The organism is Agrobacterium sp. 22-209-1 (assembly GCF_053522485.1).
Genome location: NZ_JBNWCH010000002.1, coordinates 331,522 through 346,941, shown reverse-complemented (window position 1 = coordinate 346,941; position 15,420 = coordinate 331,522). Strand labels below are relative to the sequence as shown.

The window sequence follows — 15,420 nt, the reverse complement described above, 5'->3', positions numbered from 1 at the left end:
TACTAGAGCAGTTCAACACTGCGGCTTGAGGCTGTCCAATCACGGATTCGCGAATGACAACAATGTATTCGCAGCCATCATGGCAATTTCGGGACAGCGTCTCTCCGTTCCTGCGCCTGCCGCGGGGGATGAGGGACGGTCAAGGCGCCTTTACCCTTCCACGCCGTCGATCATCGCCACCAGAGTCGAGAGCCTGTCCGCCTCCGCCGGCACCTTGTCGGCGCGAAGCCGCGAAATGCGCGGGAAGCGCATGGCCACGCCGGATTTGTGGCGGGTGGAGCGGTTGATGCCTTCGAAGGCCACCTCCAGCACGAAACCGAAATCCGGCGTCGCGCGCACCGCCCGCACCGGGCCGAAACGCTCGACGGTGTTGTCGCGCACGAATTTGTCCAGCACCTCCAGCTCCGCATCGGTGAAGCCGAAATAGGCCTTTCCGACCGGCACCAGCTGTTCGCCATCCTCGCCTTCCGCCCAGACGCCAAAGGTGAAATCGGAATAATAGCTCGATCTTTTGCCGTGGCCGCGCTGGGCATACATCATGACGGCGTCGATGTTATAAGGATCGCGTTTCCACTTGAACCAGGGGCCCTTGGCGCGCCCGGCCTGGTAGGTGCTGTCACGGCGCTTGATCATGACGCCCTCGATCACAGGATCGGGCGGTGCGGCACGAAGCGTATCGAGTTCCTGCCAGCTGGAAAAGCCAATCAGCGGCGAGAGGTCGAAGCGATCATGCGGCGCGTGCTCGATAATATCCGAGAGGCGGCCGCGGCGCTCCATGTAGCTTTCGGCGCGAATATCGCTTTCGCCCTCGAACAGCAGGTCATAGGCGCGAATGAAGGCGGGATAATCATCCAGCATCTTCGCAGTCACCGTCTTGCGGTTCAGCCGCTGCTGCAAGTCGGAAAAGGTGCGGGTGAGATTGTTGGAGCGCGACGTGCCTCCAATCAGCAATTCGCCATCCATCACGCCTTCGAAATCGATTGCCTCCAGAACATCGGGAAAGGCGGCGGAGATATCGTCGCCGGAGCGGGAATAGAGTTTTCGCGTGGCGCCGGCGCGGGACAATTGCACGCGAATACCGTCCCATTTCCATTCGGCGGCATAGTCGGCCGGGTCCAGCGCATCGAGATCGCCATCGGAAACCGGCGTCGCCAGCATGACCGAATGGAAAATGGCGGGCGTCGCCAGAACCGGCCGCCCGGACTTCCCCTCAAGCCACGCGAAAAGCGGCGTATAGGGCGGCGTCAGCCCGTGCCAGAGGGTTTCGATCTCGGTGATGTCTTTGCCGGCAAAATCCGCCAGCGCCTGCCGTGCCAGCCGCGCCGAAACGCCGATGCGCAGGCTGCCGGTTGCGAGTTTGAGGAAAGCGAAACGCGAGGACGTATCGAGCCGATCCAAGAGGTCGCGCACCGCGCCGCGCACCTCGGTACGCCCCAGCGAATTCATCAACGTTACGACCTCTCCGAGGCGCGGATCCTGCGCCTCGGCGTCATCCGCGCCACCGATATTGCCCCAGACCAGCGAGATGGTCTCGGCAAGATCGCCGACATAATCATAGGAATAACGAAACAGCACCTCGTCCATCCGCTCCATGACCAGTTCGCGCAGCATGGCCGGCTTGACGCTCTTGAGGTCCAGCGTGCCGGCAATCGCCGCCAGACCGTAACCCCGGTCGGGATCGGGCGTATCGCGGAAATAATCGGTGAGCAGCTTCAGTTTGCCGTTGCGCGACGGGGTGAGAACGAGACGGTCGAGCAGCGTGGCGAAGGCTTTCATCTCAGTCCCCCTCATCCTCGTAACCGACAAGATGCAGCGGCTTGGCGGCAATACCCTGCAATTGACACCAGCGCACCAGCGCCTCCTCACGGCCATGGGTGACCCAGACGGCCTGTGGGGAAATTTCCTTGATCGTCTCCAGCAGTTCCGGCCAGTCGCAATGGTCCGAGATCACCAGTGGCAGCTCTACTCCGCCCTGCTTCGCCCTCTGCCGCACCATCATCCAGCCGGACGCGAAGGCGATCAGCGGTTCGTTGAAGCGCCGTGCCCAGCGTTCCTGAAAGGCGGAGGGCGGGCCGACGACGATCGCGCCCTTGAAGGCGGAGGGATCGCTTTTTTCGAGCGTCGCGGGGCGCAGATCGCCGAGATCGATGCCCTGCGAGATGTAATAATCACACAGCCGTGCCAGCGCGCCGTGAATGTAAATGGGATCGGAATAACCGTTGTCGCGGAGCAGACGGATGACGCGCTGCGCCTTGCCCAGCGAATAGGCCCCGACGAGGTGGGTGCGGTCGGGAAACTGTTTGATGGAGGTGAGCAGCTTGGCCGTTTCCACGCGCGGCAGCGGATGATGAAACACCGGCAGGCCGAAGGTGGCCTCTGTGATGAAGACATCGCAAGGCACCGTCTCGAAGGGCGCGCAGGTGGGGTCCACGCCGCGCTTGTAGTCTCCCGAGGCGACGATGCGCATCCCGTTCATTTCCACGGAGATTTGCGCCGAACCCAGCACATGGCCTGCTGGATGGAAACCGACGGTAACGCCGTTTACCTCCACCCTTTCGCCGAATGCGACCGCCTGCTCGCTGCCGCAGAAATCCTCGCCATAACGGATGCGCATTATATCCAGCGTCTGGCGTGTGGCCAGCACCGCGCCATGGCCGGCGCGGGCGTGGTCGGAATGACCGTGGGTGATGAGCGCCCGCGCCACCGGGCGGACGGGATCGATATAAAAATCACCCGCCGGGCAATAAAGGCCCTTGGGCGTGGAATTCAACAGCTGTTCCGGCTTCATATTCATTGAGATAGGGCCGCCCGCGCGAATCTAAAGTGCTGCGAGCATAACGCGGAACGTGCATTAAATTTCCAGCGGCGGTGTTTTTGTTGTGTAGGACCGTGATGGTGAAACACATTACACGGCCCGTCCTTTCCCTCATTCTGCGCTCGTCACAGGGATGAAGGTATGGTGAGCAACGTGAACAAGGCGCATCAATCCCATCGAACCGTATTGCGTGACGGCCTTTACTCCCCCGCCCCTTCGGCCGGCTTCGCCTCAACCGCCGCCGGTAGCCGCACCGGCTTCAGCATCAGCGCCGCGGCAAGGCCGATGGCGGCGGTTGCGGCGGCCGCGAAGAACAGCGGCGTAAACGCATCCGAGTAGAGCGCGGCGACGGCGGCCTGTGAGGCGGCGGGGAGTTCGGAGAGGATTTTAGGCGTCAGTTCCTCGATCTTGCCGACACCGGGAATATTGACCGCGACGCCTTTCAGGCTCGAGGACACGATGGCGCCATAGACAGAAATGGCAATGGCAGCGCCGCCCATGCGGGTCAGCGTCACCGCGCCGCTCGCCGCGCCAATATCCGCCTTGGGCGCGGAATTTTGCACGCCGATGATCGGCGCCTGCTGGCCGAGCCCGACAGCAAAGCCTTGTGCCAACATGAGGACCGCAATCACCCAAAGCGGCGTTCCGGCATGCATCTGCGTGAAGAGCAGCATGGCGATGACGTTGATGGTAAGACCCGCCACAGAGAAGGGCTTGTAGACGCCGGTGATCGAAATCAGCCGTCCGGCCGAAAGCGAGCCCATGACGATGCCGCCGGTGACGGCGATGAAGAACAGGCCGGCATGGGAAGGCGAAAGCCCGGTGGTGGTCTGCAGGAACAGGGCATAATAATTGACCATGCCGATGCCGATGCCGCCGCTGGTCAGCGAGACGATCATCAAGAGTGGAAAGGTGCTGTCCTTGAAGAGCCTGAGCGGCACCACCGGTTCCGGCGCGCGGCGTTCCACCTGCACCCAGAGAAAAGCGGCGATGACGGCAAAAGCGATAATGCCGAGACTGGGGGCTGCGATGAGCGAGCCGAACAATTCGCTGCTGTCAGCCCAGAAGACCACGCTGGCAATGGTGGCCGCCAAAAGGACCGCGCCGAGATAATCGATCTTCGGCTGGCGCGCCGGGCGGCGGTAAGGCAGCATCAATGCCAGCCCTGCAATGACGACGATGCCGAGCGGCAGGTTAATGAGGAAGATTGACCGCCAGCCGAACAGGTCGCTCATCGTACCGCCGAGGATCGGGCCGACACTGCCCGACGCCATGATGGTGAGGCTGGAATAGCTCTGGTAGCGGGCGCGTTCACGCGGCTCGAACAGATCTGCATTGACGGAAAAGATCGAGACCATGATGCCGCCGCCGCCAAGCCCCTGCAACACGCGGGCGGCAATCAGGCTGTCCATCGACCATGCCAGCCCGCAGGCCAGCGAACCCAGCGTGAAGATGACGACCGCCGCGATCATCACATATTTGCGTCCGAACAGATCGCCAAGCTTGCCATAGACAGGCATGACAGCACTGGTCGCCAGCAGATAGGCCGAGCCGATCCAGCCGAAACGCTCCAGCGCGCCGAATTCACCGACAATGGTGGGAAGCGCTGTCGATACGATCTGGTTATCGAGAGTTGCCATGAACATGGCCAGCATCAGGAACAGAAAGACGATGAGCCTGCGCCGATGATCCGACACAAGCGGCGCCACGGGGGCGGTGGACATATCCATGAAAAATCTCGTTGGCTACGGCGGTTTTGCTACGGCAATTTGTGTGCTATCAGCACATATATGTCAATGGCAAGTTTTTGACATCCATGTTATTCGCGCTAAATGTGATCGCGAACTGGCAATGAAAGGAACGGCAAAGCGTGGCGAGCGAGGAAAACTGGAACGAGGATCTGCCCGAGGACATCAAGCGGATCGGCAATACGATGACGCGCATGCGCATCATGATCGGCCGCCGCATCATCGGCCGCATGGCGCTTGCCAAGCTCGCTCCGGGTCTTGAACTCTCCCATATAGACGTTCTCGACATTCTGCGCCGCACCGAAGGCGATGTTACCGTGGGTGCGATTGCCGAGGGCATGCGCATCGATCCCTCACGCGGTAGCCGGGTGGTGGCGGATATGGTGGGACGCGGCCTGCTGAAACGCAGCGTTTCCCAGGAAGACGGCCGCCGCAGCATTGTCGAGATTACGCCGCTCGGCACCAGCCTTTTGCAGGAAATGCGCCGGACCAAGATGAGCGTCATCGAGGACGTGATGGATGGCTGGCCGGCAGAGGATGTGGAGACATTCGCCCGCCTGTTCGAACGCTTTATCGACCGTTTCGAATATCGCCTGTCACCGGATACGGACTTATTCGCGGATCAGAAAAAATCATAGTTGGCCCAGGGATCTGCAACTTCACTTTAAAGCGACGAAACCGTAACGTGCGGCGCATCGAACTGGTCAAGGGGTAATTTCGATGTTGACGATTTACGGTGTCTACCGTTCCCGCGCCACGCGCACGCTGTGGCTTGCGGGTGAACTGGGCATAGAATTCAAGCATGTGCCCGTCATACAGGCCCGCCGCCTTGCCGATCCGCTGGCTGCGGATGCGCCGCTCAACACGCTGTCTCCCGCATTTCTCGCCGTCAACCCGATGGGTACCATTCCCTGCATCGAGGATGACGGCATGGTGCTTTACGAATCCATGGCCATCAATCTCTACCTTGCCCGCAAATATGGCGGACCGCTTGCGCCGGTCGATCTGAAGGAAGATGCGGCGATGCTGCAATGGTCCTTCTTCGCCGCCACCGAAATCGAGACCAATTCGCTTAAGATTTCCTCCGCCATCGCCGAGGGCCTGTCGGAAAGCGATACTGGTAAGGCTGTTATCGACGTCGCCGCCCGCCTGCTGAAGCGCCCCTTCCGGGTGCTGGAGCAGCATCTCGCCACCCATGATCATCTGGTGGGAGACCGTTTCACCGTGGCCGATCTCAACGCGGCGGAAATCGTTCGTTACGCGCAGGGCCACAAACCGCTGTTCGATGCCCATCCGGCGCTGAAAGCCTGGCTGGATCGTTGCCAGGCCCGCACGGCGTTCAAGACCATGTGGGACAGCCGGGCCGCCGAGGCGGCGTGACACGCGCTTTGGGCGCGGACTGGAGACGTCCCTCCGTACTCAACGTCATCCTCTGGCTTGTCCCGAGGATCCAACCACGTCAAATAAAATCAATACGTTGCAGATCCTCGGGACAAGCCCGAGGATGACGACAGTAACTATTAACCCCTCTCGCCCGCAAGCGCCCGCTGCACCGCCGGCCGGTCGTTCATGCGGCGGAAATGGTCGTGCACCTTCGGGAAGCGGGCAATATCCACACCGTCGCTTTCCAGCCAGCCGGACATGACGAAAAGATAGGGATCGGCAACCGAATAAGCGGTGCCCAGAACCCATGGGCCGTGCAGCATGCCATGTTCGATCAGTTCGAAGCACTCGCCCATGGTCTGCGGCACTTTCGCCTTCATATCGGCCAGCGAACTTTCCTCATTCGCCCAGCGGCTGCCCCGCCGGCCGTGGGCATGGGCGACATGCACCGTCGAAGAAATGAAGGAGTTGAAGGACTGCATCAACGCGAATTCGAAGGGATCGTCGAGTGGCGCGAGTTTCTTCTCAGGCGCCATCTGGGCGATGAAGGCGAGGATGGCGGGCGTCTCCGTCAGCACGCCGCTTGCCGTTGCCAGCGCCGGCACGCGGCCCTTGGGATTGATCTTTAAAAATGCCTCGGAGCGTTGCTCGCCTTCCGCAAAATTGACGCGGTGGGCCTTGTAAGGCAGGCCGGATTCCTCAAGCACGATATGGCTGGCGCGGGAACAGGAACCGGGAGAAAAAAACAGTGTGAACATGGGTATGCGACCTCCAAAGCAATGAAGCGCCCGTTTCTTCCTCGTACGGACGCCGACCCGCGGCGACCAAGGGATGGCCGTCACACGCAGGGCGCACCATCATCGTGCCGGCAAACGGCCGCGTCAAAGGTTATTTAGAGACCGACGACCCTGACATCGCCGACATGGATGCCGTTCCAGTTGCGCATCTGCCGGTTCGCCATGCCGCTCAGCGCCTGTTGTTCGGCGCTGCCTTCATCGAAATGGCGGGCGAGCAATGCCGAAACCATGGCTTCTGCCGCACGCGTCGTGCCGTCTTCGCATTTCACCGCCATGGCGATGCCCTTTTTCGGCAGGGCGGCGATGAAGACGCCCTCCGCGCCGGTCTTTGCGAAGATTTTTCCCGGCGCGATCTGCATCAGCTTCGTGCAGGCGCGGCCAGTGCCCGCCACGTAAAAGGGTTCAGCCATGCAGGCCTCGATGAGACGACGCGAGGCTTTCGCACGGCCCGGTTCCAGCCCCCTGCCCGTCGCCATTTTCGCGAAACCATGGGCCAGCCCCTTGAGCGGCACGGCATAGGTGGGGATGGAGCAGCCGTCCACGCCGCAATTGTCATGGCCGAGAGTAGCACCCGTCAGGCTTGCCATCGTGGCGCGGATTTCCCGCTGCAGCGGATGATCGTAACCGATATAGCCCTCAGGGTCAGTGCCGGTGTGGCAACAGGCGCAGATGAAACCGGAATGTTTGCCGGAGCAATTATTGTGAAGCGCCGTCGGCTTTTCCAGCGTGCGGGCCTGATGGATGATGGTTTTCTGGTCGGAAGACCAATGCGCGCCGCATTCCAGCGTATCCACGTCCCTGCCCGCCTTCGCCAGCATCGAAGCGGCGAGTTCCACATGCGCGTCCTCGCCGGAATGGGAGGAACAGGCAAGTGCGAGTTCGCGGCTGCCGAACTGATAGGCATCCGCAGCACCGCTTTCCACCAGCGGCAGCGCCTGCATGGCCTTGCAGGCGGAACGCGGAAAGATGCCGCGCTCAATATCGCCAGCCGAAAACAGCACGCCGCCATCGCCATCCACCACCACGGCGAGGCCATGATGGCGGCTTTCGACCAGATTACCCCTGGTGACTTCGACGGTAACGGAATTGTTCATTTTTGCGGCCTCAAAAAATTCTGATTTCATGTGGTTGATACCGCAATTGATTTTTCGATGCACGGGGCTATCAGTGAAATTTGCAAAACGTCTGCTGCTGGCGATTGCCGTTATCTATCTGCTTCCCGCGCTGGCATCGGCCGGCCTGTGGGCCATGAAGGACCATCCGCGCGGCTGGAACGCCGCGAGATGGTCGTCCTCCGGCATGCTGCCGGCCGCGTCCAGCAACAGAGAAGCCGCCGTCTACGTCTTTTCCGCCATGACCGGCGGTTTCAAGGGCTCGGTCGCCAGCCATGCCTGGGTCGTGCTGAAAAAGCCGGACGCCACAAATTATGACCGTTATGACAAGGTGGGCTGGGGCACGCCGATCCGCCACAATGGTTATGCGGCGGATGCCTACTGGTATTCCAACATGCCGCGTCAGGTGGTGGCCATTCACGGCGCGGAAGCGGAAAAGCTGATCCCGAAGATCGAAAAGGCGATTGCCGACTATCCCTACGGCAAGCCGGGCGGCTATCGCATCTATCCCGGCCCCAACTCCAACACCTTCGTCGCCCATGTGCTGCGCAGCGTGCCGGAACTCGGCGTCGTGCTGCCGCCGGATGCGGTCGGTCGCGATTATCTGCCGGACGGCGCGTTTTACCACATCGCCGACGACTGGAAGGATGTAAGCGTTTCGCTTGGCGGCCTGTTCGGCGTTTCGGCGGGTGCCCGCAGCGGTCTCGAGGTGAATTTTCTCGGCCTTGTCGCCGGCATCGATTTCAGCCGGCCCGGCGTAAAGATACCGGGGCTCGGTTATTTCGGCGTGGCGGGCATCCGCGCGTAAACGGTTACGTTTCGCTGGCCTGAGCGGCGCGTCGGGCGCGGATGCTCTGGGCGATGAAGACCCGCGACAGGCCATGATAAAGCGGCTCGCGGGAGAAAAGCCGCGATGTCAGATATCCCAGCATCGATGCGGCCATGATGGGCATGACGCCTTCATGATTGCCAGTCATTTCAAGGATAATGACAAAGGCCGTCATCGGCGCCTGCACCACGCCCGCAAAATAACCCGCCATGCCGACGATGGCGCCAAGGCCGATGCTGGTGCCGAGCAAGGTGGCCATGGCGCTGCCGAAACCCGCGCCCACGGACAAGGATGGCGCGAAAATGCCGCCGGGAATGCCCGAGATCATGGCAAGGAACGTCGCCGCCAGTTTCTCGATGAAGAAGAAGGTAGGCGCGGCCTCGCCCTCGATTGCGGCGCGCGCCTGTTCGTAACCGGTTCCGAAGGTGGCGCCTCCAGACACTATTCCGATTGCCGCGGAGGCAAGGCCGCAGACCGCCGCCACTGCCAGCATCCGCTTTAACGGCATGGTCTGGGCGAAACGGCGGATGCGCGCAGATAGGCGCAGGGCGCCAGAGCTGAAAAGAGCGCCAAACGCACCACCGCCGACACCGCAGACGAGCACCAGCAGCCAGTCCATCGTCGTTTTCGCCATGACCGAGCTGGTGCCGAAATAGGTATAGCTGCCGACCAGAGCCAGCGAGGCAAGGCCCGACAGGATGACGGCAGTGAGAACCAGACCATTGGCGCGGGATTCATAGGTCTTGCTCATTTCCTCGATGGCGAAGACGATGCCCGCAAGCGGCGTGTTGAAGGCCGCCGCAATGCCTGCCGCCGAACCGGCGAGAATGAGGCCCTTCGCCTGCGCCATGCCGCCCCAGCGGGCTGCCTGCAGCATGATCGAAGCGCCAACCTGAACGGTCGGGCCTTCACGGCCTATGGACGCGCCGGAGAGCAGACCGGCGACCGTCAGCACCACCTTGCCGAAAGCGAGCTTCAGCGACAGAAGCCGCGAACGGTCCGCATCTTCCCGCAGGTGCCGCGCAGCGATGGCCTGCGGAATGCCGCTACCGCCGGCATTGGGAAAAACCGTGATCGCGAGCCAGGCGCAGAGCGTGAAGCCGAGCGGCGTGATGATGAGCGGCAGCAGAAACGCCCATTCCCCCGATGAGGTTGCCGCGAAGAAAAGGTGCTGGGCCCGATCCGCCGCCCACGCAAACCCGACGCTGATAAGGCCAACCGCAATCGCACCTATCCAGAAAACCGCCCTCGGCCTCCACACCCGCCATGAGCCCCAGACGACACGGGAACGGCGGAGCATCTTCAGCTTTTTGTAATCGACGGGCATGGCAATCCGGATCGGTAATTGGTGTTCGGCAGAGGTTAAGCCCGTTTATCTGCCTCAAGGCCCGCGATTGCAAGGTTTTGCATTTGACTTATCGCTGCAGATGACCGATCTTATGCATCGCAATTGCAACGCAGGGAGAAAATCCATGAAAACGGCAACAATTCCTTCGCTGCGGGTGACAGCGGATTTTCGCGAGGCAGCCGAAAGCGTGCTGAAGGACGGCGAGACGCTTTCGGCATTTATGGAAGAAGCCGTGCGCAAGCAGGTGGAAATCCGTAAATCTCAGGCGGAGTTCATTAAGCAGGGGCTTGCAGCGCGCCAAGAATCCAAGCGAACGGGCGTCTATCACAAAGCCGAGGACGTTCTTGCAGAGCTGAAAGCTATGCTCGACGAAAAGCTTGCTGAAGACAACGACAAGTGACATATCGGGTTTTTCTTGCCGACAGAGCGCGCGACAATATAACACGCCTCTATGCACATCTCCTTCGCCAGGACAAATATGCGGCGAAGCGAGCCTACAGGGCCATCGAAAAAGGAATTGCCGCACTTGCGGATTTTCCGCTGAGCTGCCGGAAAGTAGATGCAGAAAATCCCTTTCTGAGGGAGTTTCTTATTCCATTTGGCTCTTCAGGCTATGTCGTTCTTTTTGAGATAGAAAGTGCCGAGAAAGTAACAATCCTCGCGATCCGCCACCAGCGCGAGGATGATTATCATTGATTCTCACCGGTCGCTGACGGCCGCACGCGGGTTCGCCCACGGCTCCTGATTGGAGCGGGGCAGCGGGGTTTTGCCGAGAATATGATCAGCGGCTTTTTCGCCCGTCATGATCGAGGGGCCGTTGAGGTTGCCGTACGTCACGTGCGGGAAGATCGAGCTGTCCGCCACCCTCAAGCCCTCCACCCCGATCACCCGGCATTCGGGATCGACGACCGCCATCGGGTCGTTCCTGTCGCCCATCCGGCATGTGCCGCAGGGGTGATAGGCGCTTTCCAGATGCTCGCGCAAAAAGGCGTCGATCTGTTCGTCCGTCTCAATGTTTTCACCCGGCTGGATTTCTGGCCCGCGAAAATCGTCAAAGGCTTTCTGGCCGAAAATCTCGCGGGTCAGGCGCACGCAATGGCGGAATTTCTCCCAGTCTTCGGGATGGCTCATATAGTTGAAACGAATGACCGGATCATCCGTCGGATCGGCGGAGCGAAGCGTGACATTGCCGCGCGATTTCGACAGGTTGTAACCCACATGCGCCTGGAAACCATGGCTTTTCGCTGCCGCCTTGCCGTCATACGAAATCGCGACGGGCAGAAAATGATATTGGATATCAGGCTGTTTCAGGCCGGGCGCGGAGCGCAGGAAGGCGCAGGCCTCGAACTGGTTGGAGGCGCCGAGCCCGCCTTTCGACAACAACCATTGCGCACCGGCTACGCCCTGCCAGAACCATGGCAACCATGAATAAAGCGAGACCGGCTTGGTGGAGACCTGCTGGAAATAAAACTCCATGTGGTCCTGAAGATTGGCGCCGACACCGGGGCGATCCGCCTTCACCTCGATGCCCATGTCTTTCAGATGCGCGGCAGGGCCGATGCCCGACAACATCAGCAGTTTCGGCGAATTGAAGGAGGATGCGGACACGATGACTTCACGACCGGCCTTGACGGTTTCCACCACGCCCCTGCGCTCGATCTCGACGCCGACGGCACGGCCATTCTCGATGACGATCTTGCGGGCAAAACCATTGACCAGCGTGACGTTGCCGCGCTTCAGCGCCGGTTTCAGATAGGCGTTGGCGGCGGACCAGCGGCGACCATTGTGAATCGTCTGCTCCATCAGGCCGAAACCTTCCTGCTTGGAGCCGTTATAGTCATCGGTCAGTTCAAAACCGGCCTCAGCGCCCGCCTGAATGAAGGCGTGAAACAGCGGATTGTTGACCGGCCCGCGCTGTACATGCAGCGGCCCTTCCGTACCACGCCAGCCCTCCTCACCGCCATGGCTGTGCTCCATGCGCTTGAAATAAGGCAGCACATCCGCATAGGCCCAGCCATGCGCGCCAAGCTCTTCCCAGCGATTGAAATCCTCCGCATGGCCGCGCACGTAAACAAGGCCGTTGATGGAGGACGAGCCGCCGATGACTTTTCCACGCGGGGCGGTGATGCGGCGATTGTTCAGCCTCGGCTCAGGCTCCGAGAGATAACCCCAATTGTAGCGCTTCATGCTCATCGGCCAGGCGAGAGCCGCCGGCATCTGGATGAAGGGTCCGAAATCGGAACCACCCGCCTCGATGACGATGACGGAATAGCGGCCATCTTCCGACAGGCGATAGGCGATGGCGGAGCCTGCGGAACCGGAGCCGACGATGACGTAATCTGCTTGCATTTCGAAACATCTCCAGAATGAACATCTGCGCCTGTGGCTTCACCCCCTCTGTCCTGCCGGACATCTCCCCCTCAAGGGGGGAGATCGATCTGCGGCGAGGTCGCGCCCATCTCAACGCTAGCGAATGAAGTGGTGGTGGCGCCGCTTGCCGATCTCCCCCCTTGAGGGGGAGATGCCCGGCAGGGCAGAGGGGGGTGAAGCCCCACGCACCGCCCCATCAATAAGGCGCGTCCACCTTCCCCGTGCTCACGTAAACCGTCTTCAACTCGCTATAATGCTCCAGCGCCGCCGCCGAATTCTCGCGTCCGAAGCCGGATTGTTTCGAGCCGCCGAAGGGAATTTCCACCGGGCAGAGATTGTACGTGTTGATCCACAGCGTCCCCGCCTCCAGCTGATCCACCACACGGTGAGCGCGGGCGAGATCAGCGGTGAAGACGCCGCCGGCCAGCCCGAACTCGGTGGCGTTGGCGCGGGCGAGAACCTCTTCCTCGTCGTCAAAATCCAGCACGCACATGACTGGGCCGAAGATTTCTTCACGGGCAATGGTCATGTCGTCGGTGACATCGGCAAACACGGTCGGCTGAACATAGGCGCCCTCGCCCGCGACATTGTTGGGAATGCCGCCGCCGGTGATGAGGGTCGCGCCTTCCGCCTTGCCCTTTTCGATATAGGAAAGCACTTTCTCCTGCTGGGCCTTGGAGACCAGCGGGCCGAGATGGGTGGCGTAATCCAAGGGGTCGCCAAGGATCATCGCCTCAGTGCGCTTTTTCAGGTTTTCGAGGAAACGTTCCTTCGCCTTTTTCTGCACGAAAACGCGGGTGCCGTTGGAGCAGACCTGGCCGGACGAATAGAAATTGCCGAGCATGGCCCCACCGACAGCGCTTTCAATATCGGCATCGTCGAAAACGATCATCGGCGACTTGCCGCCGAGTTCCATCGTCACATGTTTCAGATGCCCGGCGGCGGCGGCAGCCACCTTGCGGCCGGTCGGGACTGAGCCGGTGAGCGAAACCTTGGCGACATCCGGGTGGTTGACGAGCAGCGGCCCGGTGTCGCGATCCCCCTGAATGACGTTGAACAGGCCCTTTGGCAGACCGGCTTCGATGAGGATTTCGGCGATCTTCAAGGCGCCAAGCGGGGTGTTTTCCGAGGGCTTGAAGACCATGGCGTTGCCGGCGACCAGCGCAGGCGCGGCCTTCCAGCAGGCGATCTGCTGCGGATAGTTCCACGCGCCAATGCCAACGCAGACGCCGAGCGGCACGCGCTTGGTATAGGCGAAATCGCCACCGAGGGGGATGTAATCGCCATTCAGAGCCGAAGGCGCGATGCCGCCGAAAAATTCGAAGGCATCCGCACCCGAGGTCGGGTCGGCGACGATGGTTTCCTGAATGGGTTTGCCGGTATCCAGCGTTTCCAGCGTGGAAAGCGCATCGTTGCGTTCGCGCATGATATCGGCGGCGCGTTTGAGGATGCGGCCGCGCGCCAGGGGGCTCATCGCCGCCCATTCCTTTTGGGCGCGCTTGGCCGAGGCGATGGCACGCTCGACAATCGCCGGCGTTGCTGCGTGAAGCCGGGCGATGATCTCGCCGGTTGCGGGAAAGACGCTGTCGAACGGCGTGCCGGTATTATCTTCGACATAATCGCCGTCGATGAAATGCGAGGCTTTCGGCTGCGCCCTGAACGGCGTGGCGATGGTCATGTCGAAGTCTCCTAGAGAATACGGACGGACGGCTTGGCGCGCTGTCCATCGGGAAAAGATTTGAGCTGCGTGTCGAAATAGTCCTCGACGAGCGCCGGCGCGGAAGCGAGGCCGAGCGGCGCGGAACGCAGGCTGTGCCTGATATAAAGCCCGTCGATCAGCGCCGCCGCCCCTTCCGCAATGCGCGCGGCATCATCGGGCGGGCAGAGCCGGTTGAGGCTCGCCATGAGGTTGGAGCGCAGGCGGCGGGAATAAAGGACCAGCAGGCGGCGGGTTTCTTCCGAGCGCTGCGCCTCGACATAAAAGGCAAGCCACGCCGCCACCGTTTCCGGCGTGAACTGGTCGCTCTGGAAGGAAACATGCACGATGGCGCTCAGCTTTTCGCGCGGACCGGAGGCGCGGATCAATGCCGCCACGGCATCACGCCTCAGATCGCGCAGCAGGCTGCGAATGGTTTCCAGAAGCAGCTGCTGCTTGCTGCCGAAATAATGATGCGCAAGGGCCGCCGACACGCCCGCTTCCCGGGCGATGTCGGACATTGTCACATTCAGCGAACCATGGTGACCTATGGTGCGCAGTGCCGCATCCACCAGCGCCTTGCGGCGCAAAGGCTCCATTCCGATCTTGGGCATAAGCGTCTCCTTGATGGCGGGCAAAATATTCTTGATTGATCAATCAATCAATAAAAAACGCGCCATTTTTTGTCGCTGATTTGCGATAGATCATATTTTCCGCCGCCGGGGAGCTTTAGGTTGCCGCTCATCCGCCAAGCATGGCGAGCCACGCCGCCGCCCGGCTCACGCGGGAAAAACTAAACCGTGATTTACTGCGAATTGGGAATGGAACGCGTTTCGTGCTAATATTGATGGCGATATAAATTTCGCTGGAAGCGGCGCCAGACGAAAGACGATAAAAACGCCCGCCATAGACCACGACGGCACCCGATCCCATACATCGAAAGACCGTTCGCAGTGTTTAAAGAAGGGAGTGATATCATGCCAATGGTGACAGTGTCGATTTCCCCGGAACAGGCAGCAAGAATGCGCGAGGCCGTGAATTGCGGCGCTTACGCATCCGGCAGCGAGGTCGTCAGGGCAGCGCTGAGACTATGGGCGGCCTCCGCCGAACATGGCGTCGGCGCAACGTCGACCGAACCTGTCGAAGCGGACCGGGAACGCATGAATGTTGCGGAACTTTATGCCGCACACACCGGGCATATCCGCCGGGCATAAGGCCCGGCGTAACAACCTTCCATATTGAAAGGGTTGTAACAAAACGTTCATCAAAGCTTCACAGTCGTGAAAGCTTTTGTTGACCTGTAATCTGCGATTGTTCGCCGC

15 protein-coding genes are annotated in these 15,420 nt (G+C 60.8%); 6 read left to right on the top strand and 9 right to left on the bottom strand.

All coding sequences use genetic code 11. The features are described 5' to 3' along the window. Positions 1-150: 150 nt before the first annotated feature. From ACQZ48_RS05945 to ACQZ48_RS05935, 3 genes are all read right to left on the bottom strand, one after another. Positions 151-1,776: a cisplatin damage response ATP-dependent DNA ligase gene (locus tag ACQZ48_RS05945; RefSeq protein ID WP_448728667.1), complete on the bottom strand. Its 1,626-nt coding sequence runs from the start codon at positions 1,774-1,776 to the stop codon at positions 151-153. A 1-nt stretch (position 1,777) separates the two neighbouring features. Continuing rightward, positions 1,778-2,788, bottom strand: a complete 1,011-nt coding sequence (locus ACQZ48_RS05940) for a ligase-associated DNA damage response exonuclease (RefSeq protein ID WP_191217131.1) — start codon at positions 2,786-2,788, stop codon at positions 1,778-1,780. Positions 2,789-3,015: 227 nt separating this feature from the next. Then, complete coding sequence (locus ACQZ48_RS05935; protein WP_170985456.1) at positions 3,016-4,545, bottom strand: MDR family MFS transporter; 1,530 nt, start codon at positions 4,543-4,545, stop codon at positions 3,016-3,018. Positions 4,546-4,685: 140 nt separating this feature from the next. On the opposite strand from ACQZ48_RS05935, the gene ACQZ48_RS05930 reads away from it, so the two are divergent. Together ACQZ48_RS05930 and ACQZ48_RS05925 are read left to right on the top strand one after the other, a co-directional pair. Then, a complete protein-coding gene (locus ACQZ48_RS05930; protein WP_077982761.1) occupies positions 4,686-5,201 on the top strand; it encodes a MarR family winged helix-turn-helix transcriptional regulator in 516 nt (171 codons plus the stop codon). 82 nt (positions 5,202-5,283) lie between these two features. Next, entirely contained in the window at positions 5,284-5,943 is a 660-nt protein-coding gene (locus tag ACQZ48_RS05925; RefSeq protein WP_142912387.1) for a glutathione S-transferase family protein, read from the top strand. Positions 5,944-6,083: 140 nt separating this feature from the next. Here the strand turns inward: ACQZ48_RS05925 and ACQZ48_RS05920 are convergent, their stop codons facing one another. Both ACQZ48_RS05920 and ACQZ48_RS05915 read right to left on the bottom strand, forming a co-directional pair. After that, entirely contained in the window at positions 6,084-6,704 is a 621-nt protein-coding gene (locus ACQZ48_RS05920) for a glutathione S-transferase family protein (RefSeq protein ID WP_077982763.1), read from the bottom strand. Positions 6,705-6,838: 134 nt separating this feature from the next. Then, positions 6,839-7,837 (bottom strand): asparaginase, encoded by a 999-nt coding sequence (locus ACQZ48_RS05915; protein WP_448728666.1) that lies wholly within the window; start codon positions 7,835-7,837, stop codon positions 6,839-6,841. Positions 7,838-7,910: 73 nt separating this feature from the next. On the opposite strand from ACQZ48_RS05915, the gene ACQZ48_RS05910 reads away from it, so the two are divergent. After that, on the top strand, positions 7,911-8,663 hold the full coding sequence (locus ACQZ48_RS05910; RefSeq protein WP_162520405.1) for a DUF3750 domain-containing protein: 753 nt from the start codon (positions 7,911-7,913) through the stop codon (positions 8,661-8,663). Between the two features lie 4 nt (positions 8,664-8,667). On the opposite strand, the gene ACQZ48_RS05905 is transcribed toward ACQZ48_RS05910, so the two are convergent. Continuing rightward, a complete protein-coding gene (locus ACQZ48_RS05905) occupies positions 8,668-10,011 on the bottom strand; it encodes a chloride channel protein (protein ID WP_448728665.1) in 1,344 nt (447 codons plus the stop codon). A 145-nt stretch (positions 10,012-10,156) separates the two neighbouring features. Here ACQZ48_RS05905 and ACQZ48_RS05900 point away from each other — a divergent pair, with 145 nt between their 5' ends. Both ACQZ48_RS05900 and ACQZ48_RS05895 read left to right on the top strand, forming a co-directional pair. After that, positions 10,157-10,432, top strand: a complete 276-nt coding sequence (locus tag ACQZ48_RS05900) for a YlcI/YnfO family protein (protein ID WP_077983025.1) — start codon at positions 10,157-10,159, stop codon at positions 10,430-10,432. Beyond that, entirely contained in the window at positions 10,429-10,728 is a 300-nt protein-coding gene (locus ACQZ48_RS05895; RefSeq protein WP_077982765.1) for a type II toxin-antitoxin system RelE/ParE family toxin, read from the top strand. Before ACQZ48_RS05900 ends, ACQZ48_RS05895 begins: the two co-directional genes overlap by 4 nt. Before the next feature lie 3 nt (positions 10,729-10,731). Here ACQZ48_RS05895 and betA read toward each other — a convergent pair whose 3' ends face one another. From betA to betI, 3 genes are all read right to left on the bottom strand, one after another. Next, complete coding sequence (gene betA / locus ACQZ48_RS05890) at positions 10,732-12,381, bottom strand: choline dehydrogenase (protein ID WP_448728664.1); 1,650 nt, start codon at positions 12,379-12,381, stop codon at positions 10,732-10,734. A 217-nt stretch (positions 12,382-12,598) separates the two neighbouring features. Then, the gene (gene betB / locus ACQZ48_RS05885) at positions 12,599-14,080 is read right to left on the bottom strand and encodes a betaine-aldehyde dehydrogenase (protein ID WP_448728663.1); all 1,482 of its coding nucleotides are present in this window, start codon (positions 14,078-14,080) and stop codon (positions 12,599-12,601) included. Between the two features lie 11 nt (positions 14,081-14,091). Then, complete coding sequence (gene betI / locus ACQZ48_RS05880) at positions 14,092-14,712, bottom strand: transcriptional regulator BetI (protein WP_077983026.1); 621 nt, start codon at positions 14,710-14,712, stop codon at positions 14,092-14,094. A gap of 363 nt (positions 14,713-15,075) precedes the next feature. Here betI and ACQZ48_RS05875 point away from each other — a divergent pair, with 363 nt between their 5' ends. Next, a complete protein-coding gene (locus tag ACQZ48_RS05875) occupies positions 15,076-15,312 on the top strand; it encodes a ribbon-helix-helix domain-containing protein (protein ID WP_077982768.1) in 237 nt (78 codons plus the stop codon). The last annotated feature ends 108 nt before the right edge of the window (positions 15,313-15,420 follow it).

Coding starts and splice junctions, on each gene's coding strand:
- ACQZ48_RS05945 (WP_448728667.1), bottom strand. CDS start 1,776: ATGAAAGCCTTCGCCACGCTGCTCGACCGTCTCGTTCTCACCCCGTCG.
- ACQZ48_RS05940 (WP_191217131.1), bottom strand. CDS start 2,788: ATGAAGCCGGAACAGCTGTTGAATTCCACGCCCAAGGGCCTTTATTGC.
- ACQZ48_RS05935 (WP_170985456.1), bottom strand. CDS start 4,545: ATGGATATGTCCACCGCCCCCGTGGCGCCGCTTGTGTCGGATCATCGG.
- ACQZ48_RS05925 (WP_142912387.1), top strand. CDS start 5,284: ATGTTGACGATTTACGGTGTCTACCGTTCCCGCGCCACGCGCACGCTG.
- ACQZ48_RS05920 (WP_077982763.1), bottom strand. CDS start 6,704: ATGTTCACACTGTTTTTTTCTCCCGGTTCCTGTTCCCGCGCCAGCCAT.
- ACQZ48_RS05915 (WP_448728666.1), bottom strand. CDS start 7,837: ATGAACAATTCCGTTACCGTCGAAGTCACCAGGGGTAATCTGGTCGAA.
- ACQZ48_RS05905 (WP_448728665.1), bottom strand. CDS start 10,011: ATGCCCGTCGATTACAAAAAGCTGAAGATGCTCCGCCGTTCCCGTGTC.
- ACQZ48_RS05900 (WP_077983025.1), top strand. CDS start 10,157: ATGAAAACGGCAACAATTCCTTCGCTGCGGGTGACAGCGGATTTTCGC.
- betA (WP_448728664.1), bottom strand. CDS start 12,381: ATGCAAGCAGATTACGTCATCGTCGGCTCCGGTTCCGCAGGCTCCGCC.
- betB (WP_448728663.1), bottom strand. CDS start 14,080: ATGACCATCGCCACGCCGTTCAGGGCGCAGCCGAAAGCCTCGCATTTC.
- betI (WP_077983026.1), bottom strand. CDS start 14,712: ATGCCCAAGATCGGAATGGAGCCTTTGCGCCGCAAGGCGCTGGTGGAT.
- ACQZ48_RS05875 (WP_077982768.1), top strand. CDS start 15,076: ATGCCAATGGTGACAGTGTCGATTTCCCCGGAACAGGCAGCAAGAATG.